Annotated in this window: 16 protein-coding genes, 1 pseudogene and 1 other annotated feature; of the genes and pseudogenes, 5 read left to right on the top strand and 12 right to left on the bottom strand. The window is 46.1% G+C overall.

Features of this window, described 5'->3' with window-relative positions:
* Positions 1 to 73 precede the first annotated feature (73 nt).
* Positions 74 to 1,036 (top strand): helix-turn-helix transcriptional regulator, encoded by a 963-nt coding sequence (locus tag ACFTRD_RS11945; RefSeq protein ID WP_379380015.1) that lies wholly within the window; start codon positions 74 to 76, stop codon positions 1,034 to 1,036.
* 205 nt (positions 1,037 to 1,241) lie between these two features.
* Here ACFTRD_RS11945 and pdxS read toward each other — a convergent pair whose 3' ends face one another.
* Positions 1,242 to 2,126, bottom strand: a complete 885-nt coding sequence (pdxS, locus tag ACFTRD_RS11940) for a pyridoxal 5'-phosphate synthase lyase subunit PdxS (RefSeq protein WP_379381330.1) — start codon at positions 2,124 to 2,126, stop codon at positions 1,242 to 1,244.
* 132 nt (positions 2,127 to 2,258) lie between these two features.
* Between pdxS and pdxR the strand changes: the two genes are divergently transcribed.
* Complete coding sequence (gene pdxR / locus ACFTRD_RS11935; RefSeq protein ID WP_379380013.1) at positions 2,259 to 3,749, top strand: MocR-like pyridoxine biosynthesis transcription factor PdxR; 1,491 nt, start codon at positions 2,259 to 2,261, stop codon at positions 3,747 to 3,749.
* 742 nt (positions 3,750 to 4,491) lie between these two features.
* Here pdxR and ACFTRD_RS11930 read toward each other — a convergent pair.
* The 3 genes from ACFTRD_RS11930 to codB form a co-directional block, all read right to left on the bottom strand.
* Positions 4,492 to 5,730, bottom strand: coding sequence for a DUF418 domain-containing protein (locus ACFTRD_RS11930; protein ID WP_379380011.1), 1,239 nt, complete (start codon positions 5,728 to 5,730; stop codon positions 4,492 to 4,494).
* Between the two features lie 217 nt (positions 5,731 to 5,947).
* Entirely contained in the window at positions 5,948 to 7,216 is a 1,269-nt protein-coding gene (locus tag ACFTRD_RS11925; RefSeq protein WP_379380009.1) for a cytosine deaminase, read from the bottom strand.
* Positions 7,185 to 8,462, bottom strand: a complete 1,278-nt coding sequence (gene codB, locus ACFTRD_RS11920; RefSeq protein WP_379380007.1) for a cytosine permease — start codon at positions 8,460 to 8,462, stop codon at positions 7,185 to 7,187. The genes ACFTRD_RS11925 and codB overlap by 32 nt, the downstream gene beginning before the upstream one ends.
* Before the next feature lie 483 nt (positions 8,463 to 8,945).
* On the opposite strand from codB, the gene ACFTRD_RS11915 reads away from it, so the two are divergent.
* Positions 8,946 to 10,955 carry an ATP-dependent DNA helicase gene (locus tag ACFTRD_RS11915; protein ID WP_379380005.1) on the top strand — a complete coding sequence of 670 codons (2,010 nt, stop codon included), beginning with the start codon at positions 8,946 to 8,948 and terminating at the stop codon, positions 10,953 to 10,955.
* A 170-nt stretch (positions 10,956 to 11,125) separates the two neighbouring features.
* Complete coding sequence (locus ACFTRD_RS11910) at positions 11,126 to 11,650, top strand: DinB family protein (protein ID WP_379380003.1); 525 nt, start codon at positions 11,126 to 11,128, stop codon at positions 11,648 to 11,650.
* A gap of 317 nt (positions 11,651 to 11,967) precedes the next feature.
* Here ACFTRD_RS11910 and ACFTRD_RS11905 read toward each other — a convergent pair whose 3' ends face one another.
* Positions 11,968 to 13,044: an NAD(P)H-dependent flavin oxidoreductase gene (locus ACFTRD_RS11905; protein ID WP_379380001.1), complete on the bottom strand. Its 1,077-nt coding sequence runs from the start codon at positions 13,042 to 13,044 to the stop codon at positions 11,968 to 11,970.
* Between the two features lie 133 nt (positions 13,045 to 13,177).
* On the opposite strand from ACFTRD_RS11905, the gene ACFTRD_RS11900 reads away from it, so the two are divergent.
* Positions 13,178 to 14,047, top strand: a complete 870-nt coding sequence (locus ACFTRD_RS11900) for a LysR family transcriptional regulator (protein WP_379379999.1) — start codon at positions 13,178 to 13,180, stop codon at positions 14,045 to 14,047.
* A gap of 209 nt (positions 14,048 to 14,256) precedes the next feature.
* On the opposite strand, the pseudogene ACFTRD_RS11895 reads toward ACFTRD_RS11900, so the two are convergent.
* The 7 genes and pseudogenes from ACFTRD_RS11895 to ACFTRD_RS11865 all read right to left on the bottom strand — a co-directional run.
* Positions 14,257 to 14,388, bottom strand: a pseudogene (locus ACFTRD_RS11895) (RCC1-like domain-containing protein); the annotation flags it as partial.
* A 47-nt stretch (positions 14,389 to 14,435) separates the two neighbouring features.
* On the bottom strand, positions 14,436 to 14,966 hold the full coding sequence (locus ACFTRD_RS11890; RefSeq protein ID WP_379379997.1) for an AAA family ATPase: 531 nt from the start codon (positions 14,964 to 14,966) through the stop codon (positions 14,436 to 14,438).
* A gap of 41 nt (positions 14,967 to 15,007) precedes the next feature.
* Positions 15,008 to 15,817, bottom strand: a complete 810-nt coding sequence (locus ACFTRD_RS11885; RefSeq protein ID WP_379379995.1) for a GNAT family N-acetyltransferase — start codon at positions 15,815 to 15,817, stop codon at positions 15,008 to 15,010.
* Positions 15,818 to 15,866: 49 nt separating this feature from the next.
* Positions 15,867 to 16,102 (bottom strand) — a binding site (T-box leader).
* Between the two features lie 143 nt (positions 16,103 to 16,245).
* On the bottom strand, positions 16,246 to 18,762 hold the full coding sequence (locus ACFTRD_RS11880) for a glycoside hydrolase family 38 N-terminal domain-containing protein (RefSeq protein ID WP_379379993.1): 2,517 nt from the start codon (positions 18,760 to 18,762) through the stop codon (positions 16,246 to 16,248).
* 25 nt (positions 18,763 to 18,787) lie between these two features.
* Positions 18,788 to 19,753, bottom strand: coding sequence for an ROK family protein (locus ACFTRD_RS11875; RefSeq protein WP_379379991.1), 966 nt, complete (start codon positions 19,751 to 19,753; stop codon positions 18,788 to 18,790).
* Positions 19,750 to 21,654 carry a class I mannose-6-phosphate isomerase gene (locus ACFTRD_RS11870; RefSeq protein ID WP_379379989.1) on the bottom strand — a complete coding sequence of 635 codons (1,905 nt, stop codon included), beginning with the start codon at positions 21,652 to 21,654 and terminating at the stop codon, positions 19,750 to 19,752. The genes ACFTRD_RS11875 and ACFTRD_RS11870 overlap by 4 nt, the downstream gene beginning before the upstream one ends.
* 93 nt (positions 21,655 to 21,747) lie before the next feature.
* Positions 21,748 to 22,674, bottom strand: coding sequence for a helix-turn-helix transcriptional regulator (locus ACFTRD_RS11865; protein ID WP_379379987.1), 927 nt, complete (start codon positions 22,672 to 22,674; stop codon positions 21,748 to 21,750).
* Positions 22,675 to 22,761 lie beyond the last annotated feature (87 nt).

The raw sequence follows: 22,761 nt of genomic DNA, 5'->3' as shown, positions 1-22,761 counted from the left end.
ATTTGTCTTTTCACTTGATGGGTTTATAATAACCTTAAATCATGTCAAAATATGATACTGTTTAGGGGGCCCAATGAAAAAAGTTGAACGGATTAATATCATCATGCGCTATATCAACAACCGCGCCCACTTTACCATCTCTGAAATCATGCAAGAATTTAACATCTCTCGTTCGACAGCTATTCGTGATATTAAAGAAATCGAAGGCATGGGCATGCCGCTAGTCGCTGAAGTCGGGAGGGACGGGGGTTATTTTGTCATGAATAACTCTGTCCTGCCCACTGTCCGCTTTACTGATAATGAAATCAAAGCTCTGTTTATCGCCTTTATGGCCACCAGAAATCAACAACTCCCTTATCTGAAGAGTCGTCAGTCTTTAACAGAAAAATTATTGGGCCTCATCTCAGAAAATCAGCAGGATGACCTGGTTCTTTTAAATCAAATATTGCTCTTCGAAGGAACTAACCCTCATAATCCCGACTTGCTTGATCTGTCAGACCTGCCCCACCCTATGTTGGAAAAACTCATTCAAATTCTTCTTTTAGAGAGTTATTTATTGGTTACTGTCAAAGAAGAGCGGGAAATAAAGTCTTATCCCATTTATCTTTTGCACCTGTATCGTGAGAAAAGTCTATGGCTAATTGAAGGCTTTGACTTAGAGGATGAGAAGAGACGGATTATATCCGTCGACAATCTCACACAAGTAGAACCATACTCAAAGAAAAAAAGGGTAAGTAAGAAAAAGATTTTAGAACAACTAAGCAAGCAGGAAGAGGTAATCAACCTTGTCCTTGAACTTGGTCCAAAAGCGATTGCTCAGTTCAAAAAATACCATCCTTTAAACTGTTCCCTTGCTTATACGAATCCTTACCAAACCACAGCGATTATAAAGACATGTATCAATGTTTATCATTTAGAAGAATTAACCGAAATAACCAATTGGTTGCTTTTTCTAGGTGGAGATATCAAGGTCAAGGAGATTCCGGAAGAAATCCTAAACGGTATACAAGAGAGATTAAGCTTATTCTGCCCATAAACAATGTTCAGCTTCCCGCTCTTCTCTGTTTTCCACATATATTGCATTTCAATTCATTATTGTCAAAAATAACAACAAAGCCGATCAATTTGCTCCACTGATCGGCTTTGTCTAATATCTATTTATACTCTATTCAAGCTTAACGCTCATTTACAGCGCTGTGTAGAATCATAACACTACTTTAAAACCGCTGTTCTGTTCACTCTTACCATCCACGGTTGGACATGCGCTCATCCGGAGACAATTTAGAAATTTCAATCCCTTTCATAGGTGCACCCAAGTTTTTGGATACTTCGGCAATCAGTTTGTAATCCGTGTAATGTGTTGTAGCTTCAACGATTGCACGAGCGAATTTCTCAGGGTTATCCGATTTGAAAATACCGGACCCTACAAACACACCGTCTGCTCCCAGATGCATCATTAGTGCTGCGTCTGCCGGAGTGGCTACACCACCTGCTGCAAAGTTAACAACAGGAAGTTTTCCATTTTCATGAACATCGAGCAATAATTCATAAGCTACGCCCAGATTTTTTGCTTCAGCGTATAACTCGTCCTTGGACATGTTTTTCACTTTGCGGATCTGGCTGTTAATCAGACGCATATGACGAACGGCCTCAACAATGTTCCCCGTTCCTGGCTCACCTTTTGTACGAATCATGGATGCGCCTTCGCCAATACGACGCAGAGCCTCTCCCAGATCTTTGGCTCCACATACAAATGGTACAGTGAACTCATGTTTATCGATATGGAATACTTCGTCTGCAGGCGTAAGAACTTCACTTTCATCCAGGTAGTCCACACCCAGAGATTCAAGCACTTTGGCTTCTATGTAATGACCGATACGTGCCTTGGCCATAACCGGAATAGACACAACCTTCATAACCTCTTCCACGATGGTTGGATCTGCCATACGAGCTACACCACCAGCTGCGCGAATATCGGAAGGTACCCGTTCAAGTGCCATAACAGCTGTTGCCCCTGACGCTTCAGCAATTTTAGCTTGTTCTGCATTCATGACGTCCATAATGACGCCGCCCTTTTGCATCTCAGCCATTCCTCTTTTTACACGATCTGTACCTGTTTGCATGATTGTATTCCCCCTAATTAAATTTATTGTTTCACTTCATCCTATGAATTAGTATAAAATGAAAATGGACGACTAAAAAGATCCAATATTTTCGGTTTTTATTGTACCACTTCAAAATTAACTTCTGGAGGGCATATGCAATTTCATGTAGCTTACAGTTCATATTTGAACCGAAAATATACCAAGATGAAGGCTCTCTATCATGCGATTCGTGACGCTATTCATGAAGGTAATCTGGTGTATGGCGAAAAGTTACCATCTACGAGAGAGTTAGCTGCAACGTATCACATTTCCCGAGGCACAGTAAATCAGGTATACGATACGTTGACTGCTCAAGGTTACATTCAATCAGAGCATGGAAGAGGAACCTTTGTTGCTTATCAGTTGGATTTAAGCAATGATGCATCCACCGTGAAAGCTTACACTCATCACTTATCAGCTTGGGGGAATCGTATTCAGCAGTTTGAACAGCAAACAACTCAAAGGAATTCACAAACAAATGCACAAACAAGTGATTCCAGAATAGAGCGTGACGAAGTCATTGACTTTAGCAAATACCAGCCTGATTTTTCCAAATTCCCTTACGATGAATGGAACAATCGATTGTATGCAGAGATACGGAATCGCGAGCATCACATAGAAACAACCACCGCTCTTGTTAGTTCAACTGGGGAGCCGAAATTACGAGAAGCCATTGCTGCCTATCTTCGGCGGATGCGAGGGATTCAAGTCGATGCAGATCATATTGCAGTGACTGCAGGATCTATGCAAGCTATCGCTCTACTCACTCAATTACTTGCAGATCCTGGGGATCATGTAGTAACCGAAAGTCCTTGTTATGTCGGGATTTCTCAAGCGATTTTGGCTGCGGGTGCACAGTTGATTGAAGCCAATCTAGATGGTCAGGGAGTTGTTCCCCAGAACTGGGAAGCACGTATGTTGTTTGTCACGCCATCACGACAATTTCCTACCGGCGAAATGCTCAGCCTTGAACGTAGACAAACTTTGCTGGACTGGGCACATCGTCAGGATGCCATGATTGTCGAGGATGATTATGATAGTGAATTCCGATATCGTGGAATGCATGTTGAACCGCTAAAAACATTGGATAAAGCGGGACGCGTAATCTATCTCGGCAGCTTCACGAAAACATTGCCTTTAGAAGTACGGCTTGGTTATGTGGTTCTCCCCCCCACTTTGGCAGATACCTTTAGAAAAGCACAGGCATTATACGAGCCAAGACCCGTCAATCTGATCGAGCAGCGGGCATTAGCAGCATTTATGACAAGCGGCCAATATGAGCGTCATCTGCGTAGGATGAATCGTTTATACAGTCGCAAATTTCATCTGTTACTCAAACTTTTGAACCAGCAACTCTCAACATGGTTTGATTGGGTGGAAAATGAAGCGGGTCTGCACGTGTTTGGCTGGTGGCGAGGTGATGCGACCACTTTTGAAGTCTTTCGGGCAGCGGCTAGATCGGAAGGGGTTGTATACTCAGAGGTCAGCAGTTCAACGTCTGAAGGTACGAAGTATGGTATCTATTTATCATTTGCACATTTGTCAGATGTTCAATTAAAGGAAGGCGTATTCAAATTAAAAAATGCCGTCATAGCTGCATTGTAAGGGCACTCGTCTCATAAATGCAGTATAAGAAGATCAACATTTGGAAGAGGGAGTATTGTCCAGCTTTTCAAGTTTTCCGAATTTGAGAGGCAACTGCGAAAAGGACCTCTCCCCCTCCCTCCAACTTCAGCTAGTCTGATGCGCTCACTAAGTTACAACCATTGCCTTCCTAGCTGAATACAAAAGGTTTCCTCCAACGTTTACTGTTCTTTTCGTTTAAAACACATCTTTCCAACAATAAGTCCCATACCAGATGAACATATAAGATATCCAAAGAACAAGAAAAGTAAATAAACACCATGAAGATCTTCAGGAATCTGTTTTAAGCCTTCAAACCAAGCAAAACGAAAAGGATACAGGATTGCTACCCAAATGATCAGCAATAATAGAAGAAAATTAATTATTTTTAGCACAATAACGATCCTTTCAAGTCCGAGTGGAAACAGTTGGATGTATACGCTGCATCTTTCATTTCGTATACCTTAACGCTGCCCGCACTATAATAGTTAGCTTATGTATTAGACTCGCTACATTCTGAATGTGCAAAATGTGTGGTTCACGTGCGGTCAAGTTGTCAGAAATCTAAGGAACCTGAGACATGCTATATCGGGATGTATCTCCGTTTATAGCGTTTTTGAGACACACTCTAGGGTTTAGCTTTGGATGATGATTACTACGGCACAAAGGTACCTTTCTTTTAACAGAAAGGCCTTCTTTGTGCATTTGTAGCAACGTTTTATGCTCAGTGCACTCTAGGAGCACTATCTTGCAAATTCGTGTTCGATCTTTTCTTCTGTCTTGGCTGTCCTTTCCAAGACAGATATGTCCAGATCCGAAGGAGATACTCGACTGGTCCACTGCTAAATTTCTTAAGATATAACGGACTGAGCCATAATTGAGTACCATAGACAGCAAGTGCAATAATTGCTCCAATGAATACACCAGCACGTCCAAACAGACCCAGACCGTAACCATAAAAAATAGTCGTACAGATGACACTCTGCATCAGGTAATTCGTCAGTGAGAGACGGCCGACCGCCTCAAACCTGCGCATCAGGCTAGAACGGCGGCTTCCTGCGTATAACAGTGCAAATGCGTAAATGTATCCGAGTGCAAGCAACATTCCCCCGAGCGTCCCGCCGATTCCGATTCCGGGCCAACCTTCCGCACCAAATTGTGGCGCTAACACACTGTAAGCTTTGAGTATCAAACCAACTGGAATCAACAACGAGGCACGAAGTAAATACATATGTCTCATTGCCTGAGGATCGCTAAACGTGCCAATTCTGGCAGCGTGCATACCAAGCAGAAACATCGGTACCGTCATTAGCGGGGCTAATACCAGGGCCAACAAGGCAAATGACACATCCAAATCCCCACCGAATGGATCGCCGTTATTGCTGAAATCCCTAATCTCCTCGTAGCTGCCATTACCGTATACATCCTGACTTTGAATGATGTAGTTATCCATATGAGTGGATTCAATAGATAGCGGATTCATTGGATTGGATGCCGGCAAACCAAGCAGCCCTGCTCCGACAAGTAGCAGTACTGCCCAAATGAGCAGCGTTTTTGGCTTTCGATTCAGGAACATCAGCAGAAAGAAACCGAGTACACCGTAAAAGGATAGGATGTCCCCTTCCCAAAGATAGGTTATGTGCAGCAATCCGATACCAAACAGTAGTAGAAAACGTCGAGCAAGATGACACTTTGGTCGTAAATCTCGCGATTGAAGGCTTTCTGACAGTTTGATCATACCGAAGCCGAACATGAATGCAAAGATCGGCATAAAACTACCTACCACAGTGATCTGCAGAAACGAGAGAAATGCCTGGTTTACACCACCGATCCCGAATAGTTGGGGTTTACTCTGGCCGAACATTCCGTATTGGAAAGCCAGCATATTCGCCAGCACGATACCGGCCAGACTGAATCCGCGCAGTCCATCAATTAATTGGATGCGATTTTTTGATGTGCTCAATCAATCACCTCTGTCTATAGCATAAAGATCAATCCTAAATATACGTTAAATCTTTCCAAAATTTCAACTATAACTCTGTCGCGAACTCCAGTACTTGATTCGAAGCCATCCCAGTTTGTACCATGTCCTCTATTTGATTTCCCTCTATTTCCACCTCATCTTCTAAAATAAAAAAAGCCGCTAAAATAGCGACTTTTAATGAGTTATATTTTCTTCATTATTTATTGAAAGTAACCTTCTCTGTACCACTCTCCAAAATGATGGACGTATCCCGCGGCTTCGTTTCTGCAATTTTGCGGCCAGCTCTATACGAGTAGAGTACACCAGCCTGTTTGCGAACAGCCTCATATTCGTTCTCTGCTTCAAGAACGATGAAGTTGGCAGGCTTTCCTTCTTCAATGCCGTATACATCCTCGATGTGCAACGTTCTTGCGCTGTTCTTCGTAATGAGATCAACCGAATTCACAATTTGATCGTAACCTAGCAGCTGCGAAGCGTGAATTCCCATATGTAGCACTTGAAGCATGTTACCTGTACCCAGCGGATACCATGGATCGAAGATGTCATCGTGACCAAAACATACATTCAGCCCTGCTTCCTGCAGCTCTTTGACGCGAGTCAGACCTCTTCTTTTTGGATATGTGTCGAAGCGACCTTGCAGGTGAATGTTGACCAACGGATTGGAGACGAAATTGAGGTCAGCCATCTTCAGCAATCTGAATAATTTGTACGTATATGCGTCATTGTATGACCCCATCGCCGTCGTGTGACTTGCCGTCGTACGGGAGCCCAGTCCGCGTTCGTAGGCTTCCTTCGCAACGACTTCCACGAAACGCGACTGCTCGTCGTCAATTTCATCGCAATGAATGTCAATGAGACGGTCGTATTTTTCAGCAAGGTCAAAAGCAACCTTCATCGAATCCACGCCATATTCCCTTGTGAATTCGAAGTGCGGAATGCCGCCGACCACGTCAACGCCCATTTTCAGTGACTCTTCCAGTAGTTCTGCACCGTTTGGGTAAGAGTGAATACCTTCCTGTGGGAAAGCCACAAGCTGGATGTCGATGTATGGTGCCATTTCTTCTTTTACTTCAAGCATCGCTTTGACCGCCGTCAAGCTTGGATCTGTAACGTCCACATGTGTCCGAACATGTTGGATTCCTTGCGCCATCTGCCATTTCAGTGCTGTTTTGGAGCGGGTTTTAACGTCTTCATGCGTCAGGAATGCCTTGCGTTCCGACCAGCGCTGGATACCTTCGAACAGCGTACCGCTCAGATTCCATTCCGGTTCGCCAGCCGTTAACGTTGTGTCCAGATGGATGTGAGGCTCAATGAACGGCGGCAGTACAATTGAACCATTGACATCAAGTACTTCCTCACTTGCAGTTGATTGCTGCTCCTGTATAATTTGTTCGAACTTCTCGTCCTTCACGACAATATTCCATAGACCTTCTTTACCCCGCAATTTCGCGTTCTGTATAATCATTTATTTTCCCCTTTTCTTTGGATTCTTTGGCAGAAACGATCAGCATTAGTACGATGTAGGCCACCGCTGTACCGACAAGTGCATTTAATGGCGTTACTCCTGGTGCCAACTGGGCGAATGCCACGCCGATAGCCCAAGCCACCATCGCTAACCAGTTTACCGTCTTGAAAGTCATCTCGGCAAACGCTTTATAATTTCTGCGCTTCACGAAGAAGTAGTCTGCAATGATGATGGCCCCGATGGACGGTACGGCTGCGCCAAGCACATTCAGGAAACCAACAAAGTTGTTGTACATCCACATAGCAAAGATAGTACCCACGATGCCGTTGACGATGACGAAGAATTTTTTTGAAATTTTAGTGATATTGGCAAAACCCAGTCCGGAAGCATAAAGGGCATTATCGTTCGTTGTCCAGATATTCAGTCCCAGGACGATGATCGCAGGAATGATCAAACCTTGCAGGAACATGACTTCTGAGATATCTGCCAGGTTATACGCCATGGCTCCGACTGCACCGAACAGGAACATGAGCGAGTTACCCAGGAAGAATGCAATGACTGTTGCGGTAACGGCCTGGCGTGACGTACGGGAAAACCGGGCAAAGTCAGGCGTTAACGTTCCGCCGCTGATAAATGATCCGATACAAATGGTTAGTGCCGCTGCTGCAGTAAGCGACTGTGCTGGCGTGTACTCGAGCAATCCTTGCAGACCGCCCAGCGATCCTGCTCCTTCGAACATGGAGTAACCGCCGAGAATGGCAATAGCCGGAACCGCGATATAACCCAAGATGACGAGCGACTTCATACCGAAGATGGCAGATGCCGTCATAGCAAGACCAAACAAAATAATCAGCAGGTACACGTTCCAATCCATCGCTTTGGCAACCGGAATTGCGAACATAGCCACACCTACCCCGAACCATCCGACCTGTGTGAAGCCGAGCAGGAACGATGGCAGATACGACCCTTTCTCACCGAAAGCATATTTGGCCAGCAAGTGTGTGGACAAGCCTGTTTTCGCCGCGATATGTGCCAGTGCTCCCGTATAGATCCCCAGCACCAAGTTACCCGCAAGCACAATGCCAATGAACTCCATAAACGTTAAGCTGACGCCAAGCGTTCCTCCGGCCAGCATGCTGGCCGAGAAGAAAGTGAATCCCAACATCACGGACAACGTCTTCCAAAAATGGTTTCTCTGCGTTTTTGGCACTTCCTGCCATGAAAATTCTTGATCTTGTGTGCTCATCAGAATACCTCCAACTTAAAGTGTCCTGATACCAAAAAGCAGAAAAAAGAGGCTACTCGTCAAGTCTTAAACTGACAAGTAGCCTCTTTTTTGTATCATAACCCGCGCGAAGACGCAGAGCATCCCTGACGGAATATGCCCCGAATCACGCGTGATTATAAAAATCCGCTGCCCTTGCCAGCCTCTCTGGACTGAATTAAAGGTACCAGTATTCAATTACACTCTATTATTTTGAAAAAAGCTGTAGATGTCAATGTCATTATTATCCAATCGAGACACCAATGGTTATTTGCGTGATATAATCATCCGCCTTATGGACTGCACTTGTGGAGACGTGACGTTCCACCGCTTTATTTGCTCTGCACTCGCCTTCATGGTGAGCGCATCATTTTGTTGCGCTTGTAAGCGAACACTTGACTGTTATCGCAGCTTTAAAGATAATTATGGTTTCACTAAAAATATCCATAAAGTGAGGTGATCGTCATGAATTGGTTAAATGAACTCTATAAATCACAGCAGCGTGAGCCGAAAAAGGACCTCGAACGCTCCTTGGTTGAAGCCATCTTTCGGGTTTATGACCGGTTTCCCCGGATTGGCCTTCGAGAACGGATAGGGCAGCAGGATATGTCTCTGGATATAACGGATGCCTATATTAACGGACGTAACGCCATGATTGAAGCTGGGGTGGGGATCGGCAAGTCTTTTGGATATCTCATTCCCAGTCTGCTCATTAATCAGATGTCCCAGCAGCCAATCATTATTGCAACATCCTCCATTCAGCTTTCGGAACAGATACATAAAGATTTAAGGGTCATTGGTAGCCGGCTCGGATTCACAACAGTTCGCTCCGTCGTGGGAAAAGGAATGGGCCAGTATGCCTGCCGAAGCAGAGCAGCGGAATTGTCCAGGCCTGATGATCCGAACTCTTCACTGTCTGCCCTTGCCCAGCGCGTTTTAGATTATGAAATTGATGAAAGAGCAGATATTAAAGGTGGAATTAGTGATGCCGAGTGGTCCAACGTTTCCGTGAATGATTGCACATTTGAACGCTGCCCTCATAAAAATGCATGCTTGTTTTACGATATGAGAGCAAAATTGAATGCAAAGGCTCACGAGATTGATTTTATTATCGTGAACCAGGATCTACTCATACGGGATTTGATGAAGAAAAAAGAAGGAACCAGGAGCATCATCTCGGAACGGCCGGCTCTGATCGTCATTGATGAAGCACATAATCTGGAAGCAAAAGTTCGAGACGCAAGAACGCTCGAGTTCACTTTTCGGGGGATTTTCCGCATTCTGGATACCACAGTGCAGCTTCTCACGAAGCAGTCCGGAGACAAGAGTCTCCTCTCACAATCCAAGTTTATAAAAAGATGCGTTGAAGGTATCTTTACACAAATAAATGCTGATCTGCTCCACCATGCCAAGCAGGATAGCGACCGTATAAAAGTGTCAGAGATCAAAGGAATACCATTAAAACAAGTTGCGAACGATTTGAAAGATCTCAGTCTTCGACTTTCCATTTTGACATCCCGCCATGAGCGAGAGATTGATGACGCTTTTGAAGCAATAAACGGACTTATTACCCTCTTAAATGTATTTGCTGGAATAGAAGACAACTATCTCTTGTGGGCAAGCAATTCCCTGCGAGCAGCCATGATCAGCATCTGTCCCAAAGATATAAGCCAGTTTCTAAAATACACGTTGTTTAACGGCAAGACATCTGTCATTCTAACGTCGGCAACCCTGTGCCAAGGCGGGGAAACGCTGGAGGAACAATACTCTTATTTAACGCAGTCCCTTGGTTATAAGGGTGATTTTATGGATCGCAAATCCTCGCCTTTTGACTATACAAACCATGCCATGATGTACATCTCCAGCAAGGTTCCACATTACCATCATGAGCAGCGCGAAGTTTATCTTGAAGCAGCCTACCAAGAAATGGTTCAACTCTGTAATTTAACACAAGGAAGAACTATCGTCCTTTTTTCAGCGAAGGATGACATGAAGTTCATTCATAAGAAATTGATTTCCGGGACTAGTGACTATACATGGGCTGTTCATGTTCAAAAAGAGGGATCTTCCCAGGACGGTGTGATCGCCGAATTCCGGGAAAGTAAAGGCGTGCTCCTGAGTACCGGTGTATTCTGGGAAGGTGTGAATATCGAGGGTCCCGATCTGTCGCAAGTCATTGTTTTCCGTCTGCCCTTTCCTGTTCCGTCGGATCCTATTTATGAATATAAGGCAGCTGTAACGGAGAATCCGTTTACGGAGGTGTTTGTACCGGACATGCTTCTCCGGTTACGACAAGGAACCGGACGTTTGATTCGCAGTGAAACGGACCTTGGCGTATTCAGCATCCTTGACTCCCGCCTCAGCGCCGCGGCTAAAAAAAATTACCGGGAACAGGTGCTTGAAACGTTGCCGTTCAAAAAAGTGACTGAGGATTTTTCGGTTTTGAAGAAGTTTGTCCAAAAAAAGGGGATATGACGTACGGTTTGAAAATGGAACAAACATTTCACATGAAATGGCCCTTTCACCCAAAATACGGAGAGCCATTTACATTTCAGCAAGCAAGGCTTCAATTCTTTTGGGTTCCTCCAAGATCCACCTATGCTACAATATAATTCCAAGCTATGAATACCAAAGGAGGCATTGACATGGTTGAAAAACCAACTACAGAGGAGTATGCAGCTTATTATGAAAGGTACATTCAACTTGTTCCCGAAGGGAACATCATTGAACTGATGGAGCACCAGTCCAACATCGTACAAACGTTGCTTTCTACAATGACAGAAGAGCAAGCAAATTATCGTTACGCCGAAGGCAAATGGAGCGTGAAGGAGGTCATTGGCCACCTTATGGATAACGAACGCATCATGAGCAGCCGCCTGCTTCGCATCGCCAGAGGCGACAAAGCGAATCATCCTGGCTACGATCAGGACGTGCTTATGCAAAACCATCCCTTCGATGCGTACACCGTGGCCGATTTAAACGAAGAATATACGGTCACACGCCGCTCGACCATTCTCATGCTCCGTCGCCTCACGCCGGAGGCTTGGCTTTGCAAAGGGATCGTTAGTGATAACCCTGCTTCGGCTCGATCAATCGCCTATGTTTTGGTTGGACATGAGCTGCACCATCTGTCTGTTCTTCGCAATCGATATGCTGTAAATGTGAAATAAAATTGACACGGCCTTTTTTAACATTTCATTCGTGTTTTGCTACCGGACAGACTTTGAACCTTCGTTCTTTGAAGGATCAAAGTTTTTTTCGTTCCTGAAGATGAACACTTAAGTCGATTCCTTATACTTTACTTCTCAAAAGTTATTGAATCTGCATCCCTTTCCGACGTTAACGTGGAATAATTATTGAGGGTCACAAATGCCGGCTGCGTTCGGTAGGTCATTTCGTCGCCAAAATTGTTGAGAGTTCCCCACGATCCTTACATGGAATTCGCCAGCGCGTACGGTCATTTAAAACCAAAGGACAGCATTGGAAGTTACTGAATGATTGTTCTGGCCTCTTCTACGATTTGATTAATGATATCGCCTGCAGATTGGTTATCTGTTAACATTCTCGTCCCCTGACCTGCCCAGAGAGCCATATATTCCGGATTATTTTGTCGCGCAGAAGCATTTCGAATCTCTCGCGTTAATGTATTTTGGGTAGGGAATGTTAGCGGCTTGATTCGGGATTCTTCCCAATGTTGTATAAAGTCGTTCTTTATTCCACGCGCTGGCCGTCCAGAAAATGCTTTTGTAATTACGGTGCTTTCCTCCGTGCTCTCAAGTAACGCACGTTTATATACATCATGTGCGCCAGACTCAACTGATGTCAAAAAACGAGTCCCCATTTGTACACCTTGTGCTCCTAAAGCGAGTGAAGCCACGAGCCCTCTGCCATCCATAATTCCGCCAGCAGCAAGAACAGGAATATGGACGTGATCTACAATTTGCGGGACAAGTGCCATGGTTCCGATATTTGCTCCACTGGGCTGAGATGATACATCAAAAGTTCCCCGATGCCCTCCTGCTTCACTGCCTTGTGCAACAATCACGTCACATCCGCGTTTCTCCGCTTGAACAGCTTCCTCTACCGTTGTGACCTTACTAATGATTTTGATGCCTAACGATTTTGCCTTCTGCATATGAGACTCGGAAAGCAAGCCAAACGTTGTACTAATGATCGGAACTTTTTCGTCCAGCAAGATGTCAAACTGTTCCTCAAAATGATTGGGTGTACGTATTTCATCTTGAGTACGCTGCTTCACACCCAAAGACTCTCGAATTGGTGTCAACTCTCTGTTTACCGCATCAAAATTCATATATTGATCCGGTCCAACATGAGCAAAAATATTTATGGCAAACGGTGCGTGAGTCCGTTTCTTGATCTCGTGTATAGCATTTCCTAGTTCTTCAGGACTCATATACGCAGCGCCAAGAGTACCTAACCCACCTGCATTAGAAACTGCAGTGACTAGTGGTATCATGCTTGCAATACCCGCCATTCCCGCAAGAACGATTGGATAACGAATATTGAAGCTTTCACAGAGCTTACTGTTTAATTGAATAGGCATCGATATGTTCTCCTCATTCAGTAGATTGGGTTCTTCTTAAGTTTACATCGAGTTTATCCATCTTGTATAATCCTTAAATCAGATGTTATATATCATGATTACAGATATATTTGTTTTCTAAAGGAGGGTCAACTTGGATATTCAGTTGCTGGAGATTTTCATCCAAACCGCTCATGAAGGAAGTATTTCCAAAACAGCGAAAAAACTAAATTATGCTCAATCCAATGTTACTCACAAAATTCAACAGTTAGAGGCGGATCTTCAGACGATATTATTTTATCGTCACAAAAAGGGAGTTACGCTTACTCCTTCTGGCCAAGTTTTAGTAACCTACGCCGAAAAGATTCTAAATACCATTAACGAAGCTAAAGCCGCAGTAGGAAGCAGCTCCATTCCTGCAGGACCTCTTGTTATCGGTTCTATGGAAACAACAGCAGCAGTCCGGCTGCCTTCCGTTTTCGCACAATATCATTTGAAATATCCGAAGGTGGATTTTTCTTTAGTTACAGGCCCCACAGAAAGCCTGCTTCATGGAGTTCTTCATTATGAACTGCATGGGGCTTTTGTTTGCGGTCCGATTGAACATCCAGATCTTATACAAGAAAAAGTCATCGAAGAGAGACTAGTCCTTGTAACTTCAAAAAAATCTTCTTTAATACAATCCATTCATGATTTGCAAAATCATACGATGCTGGTTTTTCCCAAAGGATGTTCATACCGTGCCAAGCTTAACACGATCCTACAAGAAGAAGGATTACTGCCTGTGAAATTAATGGAATTTGGAACCCTCGAAACGATAATTGCTTGTGTTAGTGCAGGTATGGGCATTACTTTACTGCCTTATTCCATCATGGCGGAATATGAAGTACGTGACAAGGTAACCTGCCACTCCTTACCGGAGAAGTATTCTTCAGTAACGACTATGTTTGTTAAACGAAAAGACACCCTCATTACACCGGCGCTATCTGCTTTTTTAGAAGAAACCAAAAAAGAAATGCTCTAGTGATCTTTTGTTTATAATTTATTTATCTGATCCAGATGCCGTGTCTCCTAACTCTCAAAGTGTTAAATGAAAAGACCCCCAATACTAGCGAAAAAAAAGCCGCTATAATAGCGACTTTCAACGGGAGTATATTTGTGCTCCTCGATTTATATGTTTCGGATGAACCAACTCTGATTAACGCATACATATAACTAATTGACGGGCAGTTGAATGCCGCGCCAGCCGCTTACATCACACTGACCATATTTATTATCACCGACGGCCCTCACCGAGCCGTCCGATATGAGACCTACGGTATGTCGACGACCCGCCGCAATGGTATCTTTATACCACCTTTTCATCTTGTCAGTCCTCCTCCTGTCTTTTTTCTCCGAGACAATAAATGATTTTAATTAACTTCATTTTTCCCAAAGTGCAGTAAAATATCTTCCACCGATTGCTCTGGTGACTGCTCCGAACTATCCAGCCAAAACCCGATTTTTGGCGTTTGCTTTATAAACGATGAATACAGATGTTCTACCGTAAAGCCAGTGTACCCGACTTTGCCTCTTAATTGCTCACGCTTTTTAATTACCTCTACATGGGGACACAGCACAACTAACTGAATCGGGTACTCTTTTAACTGCTCCATCATGTAGGATAGCTCCGCTCCATAGTAGTTGTCTTGCAATACAACAGAAAAACCATTTTCATAAAAGGTCTTTGCGGCATTTACGGCTAACCGGTAACGCAAATATAATTGACGAACTGCTTCAGCGGATGGTTCAGCGGACATTTCTTCACGTCCTGTTACAATCATGCGACGGAAGACATCGCCACGCAGATGAACACCCTTTACCAGCTTGGAAGCCAGCAGCTCGGCTACCGTTGACTTTCCAGAAGCCATAACACCTGTGATTAAGTAAATCGCTTCTCCCATGGCAATTTCCTCCTTGCTATAGTATGGAACTCAAAAATATCCTACTTGAATTTGATGTCAACAACTTTTCCTTTTTCTTGAAAACCTATGTTCTGATACACCCTATTTGAATCTGGGTTTTTCAAATCCGCATACAACATCGGCTGTAAGCCCTCTGATTCAATGACCGAACATATTTCAGCCACAACTGCACTTGCAAATCCTCTCTTACGGAAGACGGATGGAGTGTAGACTGCGTTAATTCTTGCATGTCTAGGAGAACGATGTGCAATGTTAGCCATTGAAACAGGATGACTATCTATATACCAGAGATATAAATTCCCTGCCTTGATCATTTCCTCAGCTGCTGGAATCTGACTATCCGGATCAACTGAAAGCCCGTAAGCTTCTTCTGAGAATCCAGCCAAAAACGCTGCTACGATCTCCACATGATGTTTCTTCGCTTGATGCATTGTCCCGCGTACGTTATGTGGTTTTTTTACTTTTGAACAAGAATAAGATTCCATGATCATATGAGAAAAGTATTGAATATCATTTGTCTCGGAATACACCTGTGCAAAGTGTTCTACCATCGCTGGATCTCCAGATACACCTGGCAATGCCGTTCCGTTGAGTAATCCTACGAGTTCTTGGAAAACTTTGTGCTTTTTATCTTCTGCGAGTTCTTTGGAAATCCATAACCAAGCGTTCTGGCCTTCTGATTGGGCAAAGATCATCTGTTCATCCGTTGTTTTTAGGCATCTAGAGTTTCTTGATTCGCAAATACGATGAAAGAGATTGTATTGTACTTCATTGGCTAAAAACATTTTCTGACTGAGTACTCGATCGTTCGAATCCAATTTTTGCAGCATCTTATTTCCTCCTCGGTTGACCCATATAACACAAAAAAGACTCCGTCCCATAAGGGACGGAGTCATCTCCGCGTTACCACCCTGATTGGTGTATGAATGAATACACCCACTCGCCATCGCCCAACAACGATGCTTCTTGGTAACGGCAGAATCCCGGGCCCGTCTACTATTAGTTCGGGGGCCTGCTCAGAGGCGATTTTTGATAAGGATATCCGCTGCCTCGCACCAACCGGCAGTTCTCTGAACGGCGTTTCCATATCTACTTGTCCTCTTCATCGCATTTAAATGAAATTAATTAAATTTACTATATTGGATTAAGGAATATTTTGTCAACTATTATGAACAGCGGGTTAAAGAAACCACTTTTTATATGGGAAACGTGTTTCCGTCTATTATTCATCTACATGGGCAGTGTGCATCGGCTCAGTTTATTTTTCATTGACTCTAGTAACTACAAATGGTTCGTTCAACGCCTGCAGAGCGGCGGCCATGTCGGCAGGCGAAAGTCTGTCGCCGACCGAAATATGATATTGAAATTCATAGAAGCCACCCAAGGTTGCCTTAAAATTGGTTTCCCAGTAATTCGTCATCACCCAGGCATAGGCTTCCGGCTGGGCGTCAGGCGATTGCTGGGTGTGTACCTTTCTGGATTCGTAATCTAGTGTTCCCCACTGCACAAGCGGCGTGTCCGGAACAGCAAGCAGAAGGCAGCGGTCGTTATCCTCCCAGGCAATGCCCGCCTGCACACAGAAATAGTCCAGGCAGGTTCCGGGAATCTGATCCTTCCAGGGGCGAACGAGGCCGCCCGGCTTGTCGGCAAATAGGGTGACTGGTCCTGTGCCTCCCGGGGTAAACGGCAGGGCCAGATACACGTTCTCCGGATTCCAAACGCTCTCTTTATGGAACCGTGCCGAAATGTCCAGCCGGTTTTGACAGGCATATATCCGCAGGAACAGTGAAAAATAGGAGATGCCCTTTAGCTGATAGCCAAGCTCTACGGTAGCATACAGCGGTCCATTCTCCACCGCGCGGACGGAGATGAGCTGACCAACCGAACGCTCCACGTTCAGCCCTTTACGGTTGCGCCCCATCTTTGAACGGATACTCCACACCTGAGAAGCATCGGCAGGGTTTGCTGGATTCGTCACCTCATGGATAGGTGTGAAAGCGCCATACGGATCATCCGCTTTCAGTAATTCTTGCCCTGTCTCCTTATCGATCCACGAGACGATGCCTCGCTCTTTCGACCAAGTCAAGCGTGCAAAAGGTGACTCCAGCCCGTTTTGGGAAACGGAGATTGGTGCTTGCAGTCCAGCCGGAGTTAAGGAATACATATCCTCCATATCGTAAACCTGATCAGCGCCGATTAGCTTTGAATTGGAGGTTGACGTTAAGGAAGAATGACCCTGCTGCGCCACCAGGAGTGGGCGCAGGATCAGTATGCAATTCTCCATCCCTTGAAGCTTAAGCTCCGCTATAATCGTCTGCGGATGGGTTGACTGTTGGATCAGTACCTCTCCTGTGTCTTCCCGGATCACCTCCACTCCGTTCAACAGCTCATCTGGTTCCCATCCTTCGAGCTTCAGCTCAACCAACTCGGTTACCTCTAGTTCCGACAGGTTCGTAACCTTGAAACGGTAAGGACGCCCAGGGTATAAGGTGGCGGCGTTATCGGCCAGCAGTGCCTGATCCAGCGCGCGATAAGCAAGCCTGCTTGCCTCTGCGGCGTGGGCCGTCTTGCGGACTTCGAGCAGCTGCACATTTTTGTGCCACGGTTCAAAAACGGAGGAATGATAACCCCAAGTGTGTTCGGCATACAGAGCAAGCGCCTGCTCCACCGCCTCGATTTCCTGAAGACTGACGCTATTTTGTTCGGGATCGAGCTTTTCCACCTTGCGGAGTGTTCGCTGTGCATCTCGGTAAATCTGGGTGTGCATCGGCGTGGAGCTTACCCCGTCCGACCACCAGTCCGGCCAATCCCCTTTATGCACGGGTAAGTCATCCGTTCCTTCCTCTTTCAGCCGGGCAAAAAAACCGCTCAAGGTGGTCATCTGCACGGAAATTTCCCCTCCATTTTGGCGGTTCCATGCATCGATCCATTCCATGATCGCGCTGTTGGGCGATCCGTTGTCTGTGGGCAGTCCGGACAGCATCACCGGCACGAAATCATACGGATACCGTTCCCTCTCAAGCTCGGCCAAATACCTGTGGATGCGGATGTTTGCGATTTGATCGTGAATGTCCCCCGGTTCTACAAGCCTATGTCCGAATTCATCACGAATCATGTATTTGCCAAGCGCACCGGGGCAGAAGCCGAGCTCGTTGCCAAGCATGTAGTGGTCTCCATTCCAGACCAGCAGGCGTTCCCCGCTTGGGGCTTCCCACCAGAAAGGGGACTGCTTGCGGCCCAACGCATACATACCGTGATGGGTATGTATGCAGCTGAATAAATGCCGGATTTCGTTATCCAACAGGCTGTCGGCATATCCCCAGCTATAGCCATTGATATCCGCCGTCATCGCGCTGTCTATTTGGTGACCGATCGAGGTAGCATAGGTTTGAGCCTTGCTGTGTATTTTGTTCAGTAACTGAAGGTCGGGTAACTCGGTCATATTCAGATATGTGCCGGACAGCTCGATATCACCGCGCCTCACGGCATCGGCAAATGCGACTTTCTCCTCGTCTCCAGCTTGCTTCAGGAATTGTTCCACAGCCCAGAAGGTCTCACAGGTCCAGCGAAATCCTTTCCACTTTGGGTTTATACAGTTGTGCGCATCATTAACAATACACAGCGCCTGACGGATAAAATCGACATGATATTGTTCAATCTTTTCCTGACGGTCGGTATAACCGAGGTCGGTATGGGAATGGTGAATGACGTATATTTTCCATTTTCGTTTAAGCGTCGGGATGGCGGCCTGCTTGATTTGTCGTTCGAGTGTCATATTTATTTTCTCCTTCACTGATGGATTAAGTACCGTTTACAAGCTGGGAAATCCCATGAAACACGTGTTCCTGCATTTGCTTCTCAACATGCAGCGAGATCCTCTCGGGCAAAAGCGCTTCCAAAAGAGTGCCGCCAAATAAATCTTGGGTGTCGGCAATCTGTCCACCCAGGATCAGACATGATGGGCGGAACGCTGCCACGTACGGACGCAGCATATCCCCGAGTCTCTGTCCGTAAAGCTTCCATACCTGGACGGCGGAAGAATTCCCCCTTCGAGCCTCTATGGCCAGGTGATATACATCTTCACCCTCCCTTCGAGCATCAAGGCTGTCCGCCAAGGCCAAAATTCCTCGGCTTCCGAACAAATCATCCACGGTATCTCCCTTGTATTGCTCAGCATACAACATGCCTGAGTCGGGAATGTTCCATTTTCCGCTGACCATGGACCGGTTCTCAACAAAAGCGGAACCGAGGCCAGTTCCCAGGGTAAGGCAAATTAATCGGTCCTTTGGAAATAGCCTGCTGACCCCCAAAGCGAACATGACGGCATCATTGCCAAAACGAATGTCTGCAGCGGCAAGGCGTGTCATCCATATTGGAGCGGAGCGTTCTGCCGCAAGCGTGATTAATTTTTGCCGCAGCAGCGTTTTTATATTGTGTTCATATAGCTGATCGTATTTATTCAATCCCTGGATACGGGAAACGCCTGTTTCGTACTCAAAGGGGCCGGGGAAAGCAAAACCGATATGAAATTTGGGGTAGCTTGCCGCGTTGTCTTTATTTGAATTAAGCAACTCCATCTGGGCAATGTAGGCCGCGGCAAGCTTCTGGATCACGTCAGCCAGATTGGCGGCGATTTCGCAGGCGCTGCCATTGGATAGGGACGACTTTTTGACATAGAGTTGAGGCAGAAGATGCCCGCCCCTCAGGACGCCAGCCTTCAAAAAAGTGCCGCCGGCATCAATGGCAATGGTGACGTCAGTATTCATACGCGCTCACCAGATTTCCAGTGATGTGGGAGCAGGGGGATGTTCCATTCTGGCGAAACCTGTGCCCGGATCAGGGTACACGAGCGATCTCCCACAGACTCCAGACGGAAACATCCGACGCAGGCAGGAACGATATACGCCTCTGCGTAGCCCCATTCCACGGCCGCTGCATCATTATCAAGTGGAGTGAGCCGCACGCGGTCGCCTTCTACGAGGTTGAACATGACAAATTCTCCAGCCGTATCATCGATCCACGCCCCGTCCAGCTTTAATCTTTTTATCTGGAAAAGCAGATCCTCCCGTTCACCAAGCAGCTCTTCGCTGCTGGCTCCCTGTATCCGACCTTCCTTTGGAACCGCTATCAAATGTTCCTGAACGTAATAGGTGTCATATTGGTCCTCCATGTTGGGTCTCGCATGATCGACGTTGATCGGCCGCGGACGCCCGTCTCTGTCGAGCCGCAAATGGTCGTAAATTTTGAAGGTATACCACCATGTTGTCGAAGAGATCTCCAGCACCAGATTGTTTTTGCCCGAAAAATGTACGACTCCCGGCGGAATTAAGAACAGATCGCCCTTATTCGCGTCCAGAATGTTCACATATGCTGCGATCTTTAGCGGTGTTCCCGAAGTATGTGCAGAGTCAACCGCCTGAAGCAGCTCTTCCCCGGTTGTTCCTTCGGTGAAACCCAGTCCCACAAAAGGTTTGGCCCCTTCCTTCTGCTCCATAATGTAATAGGATTCCTGCTGCGTCATCGTTTCATTGAATGTCTGCTCAATGTAATCCTGTCGGGGATGGACCTGCAAAGACAGATGGTCCCCATCTATTGTATCGAGATAATTAAACCGGATCGGAAAGTAGTCCCCAAACAGCCAGACATTGCGCTTCCCCATAATTGCTTCAGGATGAGCTGACAGGAGCAGTGGAAAGGGAAGTTCCAGTATAAAATCCCGATAGCCGATTAGAAGAGTGTTCTCCGGTGCGACAGGTTCAAAACCCCAGGCGCAGTTATTCCATTCCCGGGGCAGGCCGCACAGCCTTTTCAAATACTGTCCGCCCCAAATCCCCGGAGCAAAAAACGGTTTTACTCGAAAAGGCTGACGAGCTGCCGTAGCCAAAAGTCGGCGCAGCATGGGGATGGTGACCAAAACGGGCCTTTCCCAGTTGTTCGTATCCACATAGTAGTCCACATCGTACAAACGGCGTTTCCGATACTCCTCCCAGACGGGCCACTCCAGGAACAAGGACTGTTTGTAGGTTTCGATCGTATCCCGACAAGGACCTAATCCCAGGGAACCCATCCCCTGCTGGTGCAGGTTCTGCTGAGCTTCTCTGGATAAGTCACAAAAAAGAGAAACGTCGGCCGCCCTCCATGCTGCCGAAAGAAAACCAGAGCCAGGTCCAAAGGTCACAACGATGGGGGCGGACTGATCGACTATCGGCAACTGGGCCTCTGCATTTTCAACGGATTCACAAAGCCGCAACTGATGCTCCACATCACTGAACCACGTTTCCTGAGCATGTGGCCGGAAATAATCCTCAACGCTTACGTCCGAGGCTACAACGCCAAAAGTGCGGTTTCCCGTCAGATAAGGGTGAAATTGCTTCAGCAAATCTGCTGTAGGTTTCAAATAAACAGTGCTATCTAATTCAATTAAAAGCCTGTTTTCCCGGCGGCAGCGCGACCGGAGACTTTCCAGACATTCGCTGAATGCGGCGCCGTGCGTACCATCAATGACCATATAAAAGGGAAGCGAATTACTCCGTACGAAGTCGGACCAAACGTGATTAAGCCATTCTTCGTACCCATTCCAGATCCCTGATTCTGTCTCTTGGTTGATGGGAAGCTGTATGAAATTGACTGGCTTGGTATGAAAGGTCAAGGGGGTTATTCGGGGCATGATTTTCCTCCAACTCTATATCGATTTATGTTCATTATTGTATAGAGAGTTGGAGGTGCTGTCTTTAAAGGATCAAGCTGTGTTTTTGTACAATCAGGACATTTGAGGCGGATAGTGCATTTTGCCAGAACGGCCTTCAGCAAACTGAATGCGGCGAAATTTCGCCGGGGAAACACCACGTTCACGGGTAAAAACCCGGGTAAAATAATGCACAGACTGGAACCCGCACTGGATGGCGATATCTTTGATGGGAGTCTGCTCATTTAACAAGAGCCATGCGGCATGCTGCACGCGCCGTTCCTGAATGTAGTGGACGAAGGACTGCCCCAGATTTTCCTGAAACAACCGTGTCAGGTGACGGGATGAAATATGGAGATGCCTTGACACCGTCATAAGCGTAAGCTCATTGATCAAATTATCATCAATATAACGTTTAGCCTGACGGAACAGCGTATTCGATTCCACGGGTTGCTCTCCCGTGTCGGCCGAGTTTGTTGGGGCTGGAGTGTGCAAATCCGCTATGGATAACAGCAAGGAAGCCGAAATTTGTTTTGCAGCAAGAGGAAGAGTTGCCCCGGGCAAGTCAACAGAAGCGATTAGCGCTTGCCATAAATGACCCGTCGCCGTAAGATCCGCATACTGGGCAACGCTTTGCCCAAGCTCGGCAAGACGACGGAAGGATTCGGTATAATAGCCATCTGTGTGGGCTTCATCGAGCTCAAAAGCAACATAACAAAGCGTCAGACCAGTCTGGCTGCGAATTTGATGCCAAGCACCTGGAAGAGATAGAAAGGCCGTGCCTTTATTTAATACATAATGCTGGTTTTGTTCTATGTAGCTTCCTTCACCGTCTACCACATAACAGGCTTCAAAAAAGGAATGCCGATGGAAGGCATTGTCGAAATGATCAGGCATGAATCCCCAATATAAAATGGACAACGAAAGCCCTGACTGCTCCACTTTTGTAATATAACGATTGCATATGTGATTGGCCCTGCGGAAGCTGGCTTCGATGGTCATGGCGTTCCTCTCCCTTCAAGCTCTCATTATACGTTTGCATAGCGCTAAAACGAAACAACCTTAGTCCGGTTGAATACCGAAATAAGG

Source organism: Paenibacillus sp. NPDC056933 (genome assembly GCF_042674385.1).
Taxonomy (GTDB): Bacteria; Bacillota; Bacilli; order Paenibacillales; family Paenibacillaceae; genus Paenibacillus.
This window is presented reverse-complemented; position numbering and strand designations above follow the sequence as displayed.

Bases quoted from the DNA above. Each gene is read 5' to 3' on its own strand.
- ACFTRD_RS11945 (WP_379380015.1), top strand. From the start codon at position 74: ATGAAAAAAGTTGAACGGATTAATATCATCATGCGCTATATCAACAAC.
- pdxR (WP_379380013.1), top strand. From the start codon at position 2,259: ATGCAATTTCATGTAGCTTACAGTTCATATTTGAACCGAAAATATACC.
- ACFTRD_RS11925 (WP_379380009.1), bottom strand. From the start codon at position 7,216: ATGATTATACAGAACGCGAAATTGCGGGGTAAAGAAGGTCTATGGAAT.
- codB (WP_379380007.1), bottom strand. From the start codon at position 8,462: ATGAGCACACAAGATCAAGAATTTTCATGGCAGGAAGTGCCAAAAACG.
- ACFTRD_RS11915 (WP_379380005.1), top strand. From the start codon at position 8,946: ATGAATTGGTTAAATGAACTCTATAAATCACAGCAGCGTGAGCCGAAA.
- ACFTRD_RS11910 (WP_379380003.1), top strand. From the start codon at position 11,126: ATGGTTGAAAAACCAACTACAGAGGAGTATGCAGCTTATTATGAAAGG.
- ACFTRD_RS11905 (WP_379380001.1), bottom strand. From the start codon at position 13,044: ATGCCTATTCAATTAAACAGTAAGCTCTGTGAAAGCTTCAATATTCGT.
- ACFTRD_RS11890 (WP_379379997.1), bottom strand. From the start codon at position 14,966: ATGGGAGAAGCGATTTACTTAATCACAGGTGTTATGGCTTCTGGAAAG.
- ACFTRD_RS11885 (WP_379379995.1), bottom strand. From the start codon at position 15,817: ATGCTGCAAAAATTGGATTCGAACGATCGAGTACTCAGTCAGAAAATG.
- ACFTRD_RS11880 (WP_379379993.1), bottom strand. From the start codon at position 18,762: ATGACACTCGAACGACAAATCAAGCAGGCCGCCATCCCGACGCTTAAA.
- ACFTRD_RS11875 (WP_379379991.1), bottom strand. From the start codon at position 19,753: ATGAATACTGACGTCACCATTGCCATTGATGCCGGCGGCACTTTTTTG.
- ACFTRD_RS11870 (WP_379379989.1), bottom strand. From the start codon at position 21,654: ATGCCCCGAATAACCCCCTTGACCTTTCATACCAAGCCAGTCAATTTC.
- ACFTRD_RS11865 (WP_379379987.1), bottom strand. From the start codon at position 22,674: ATGACCATCGAAGCCAGCTTCCGCAGGGCCAATCACATATGCAATCGT.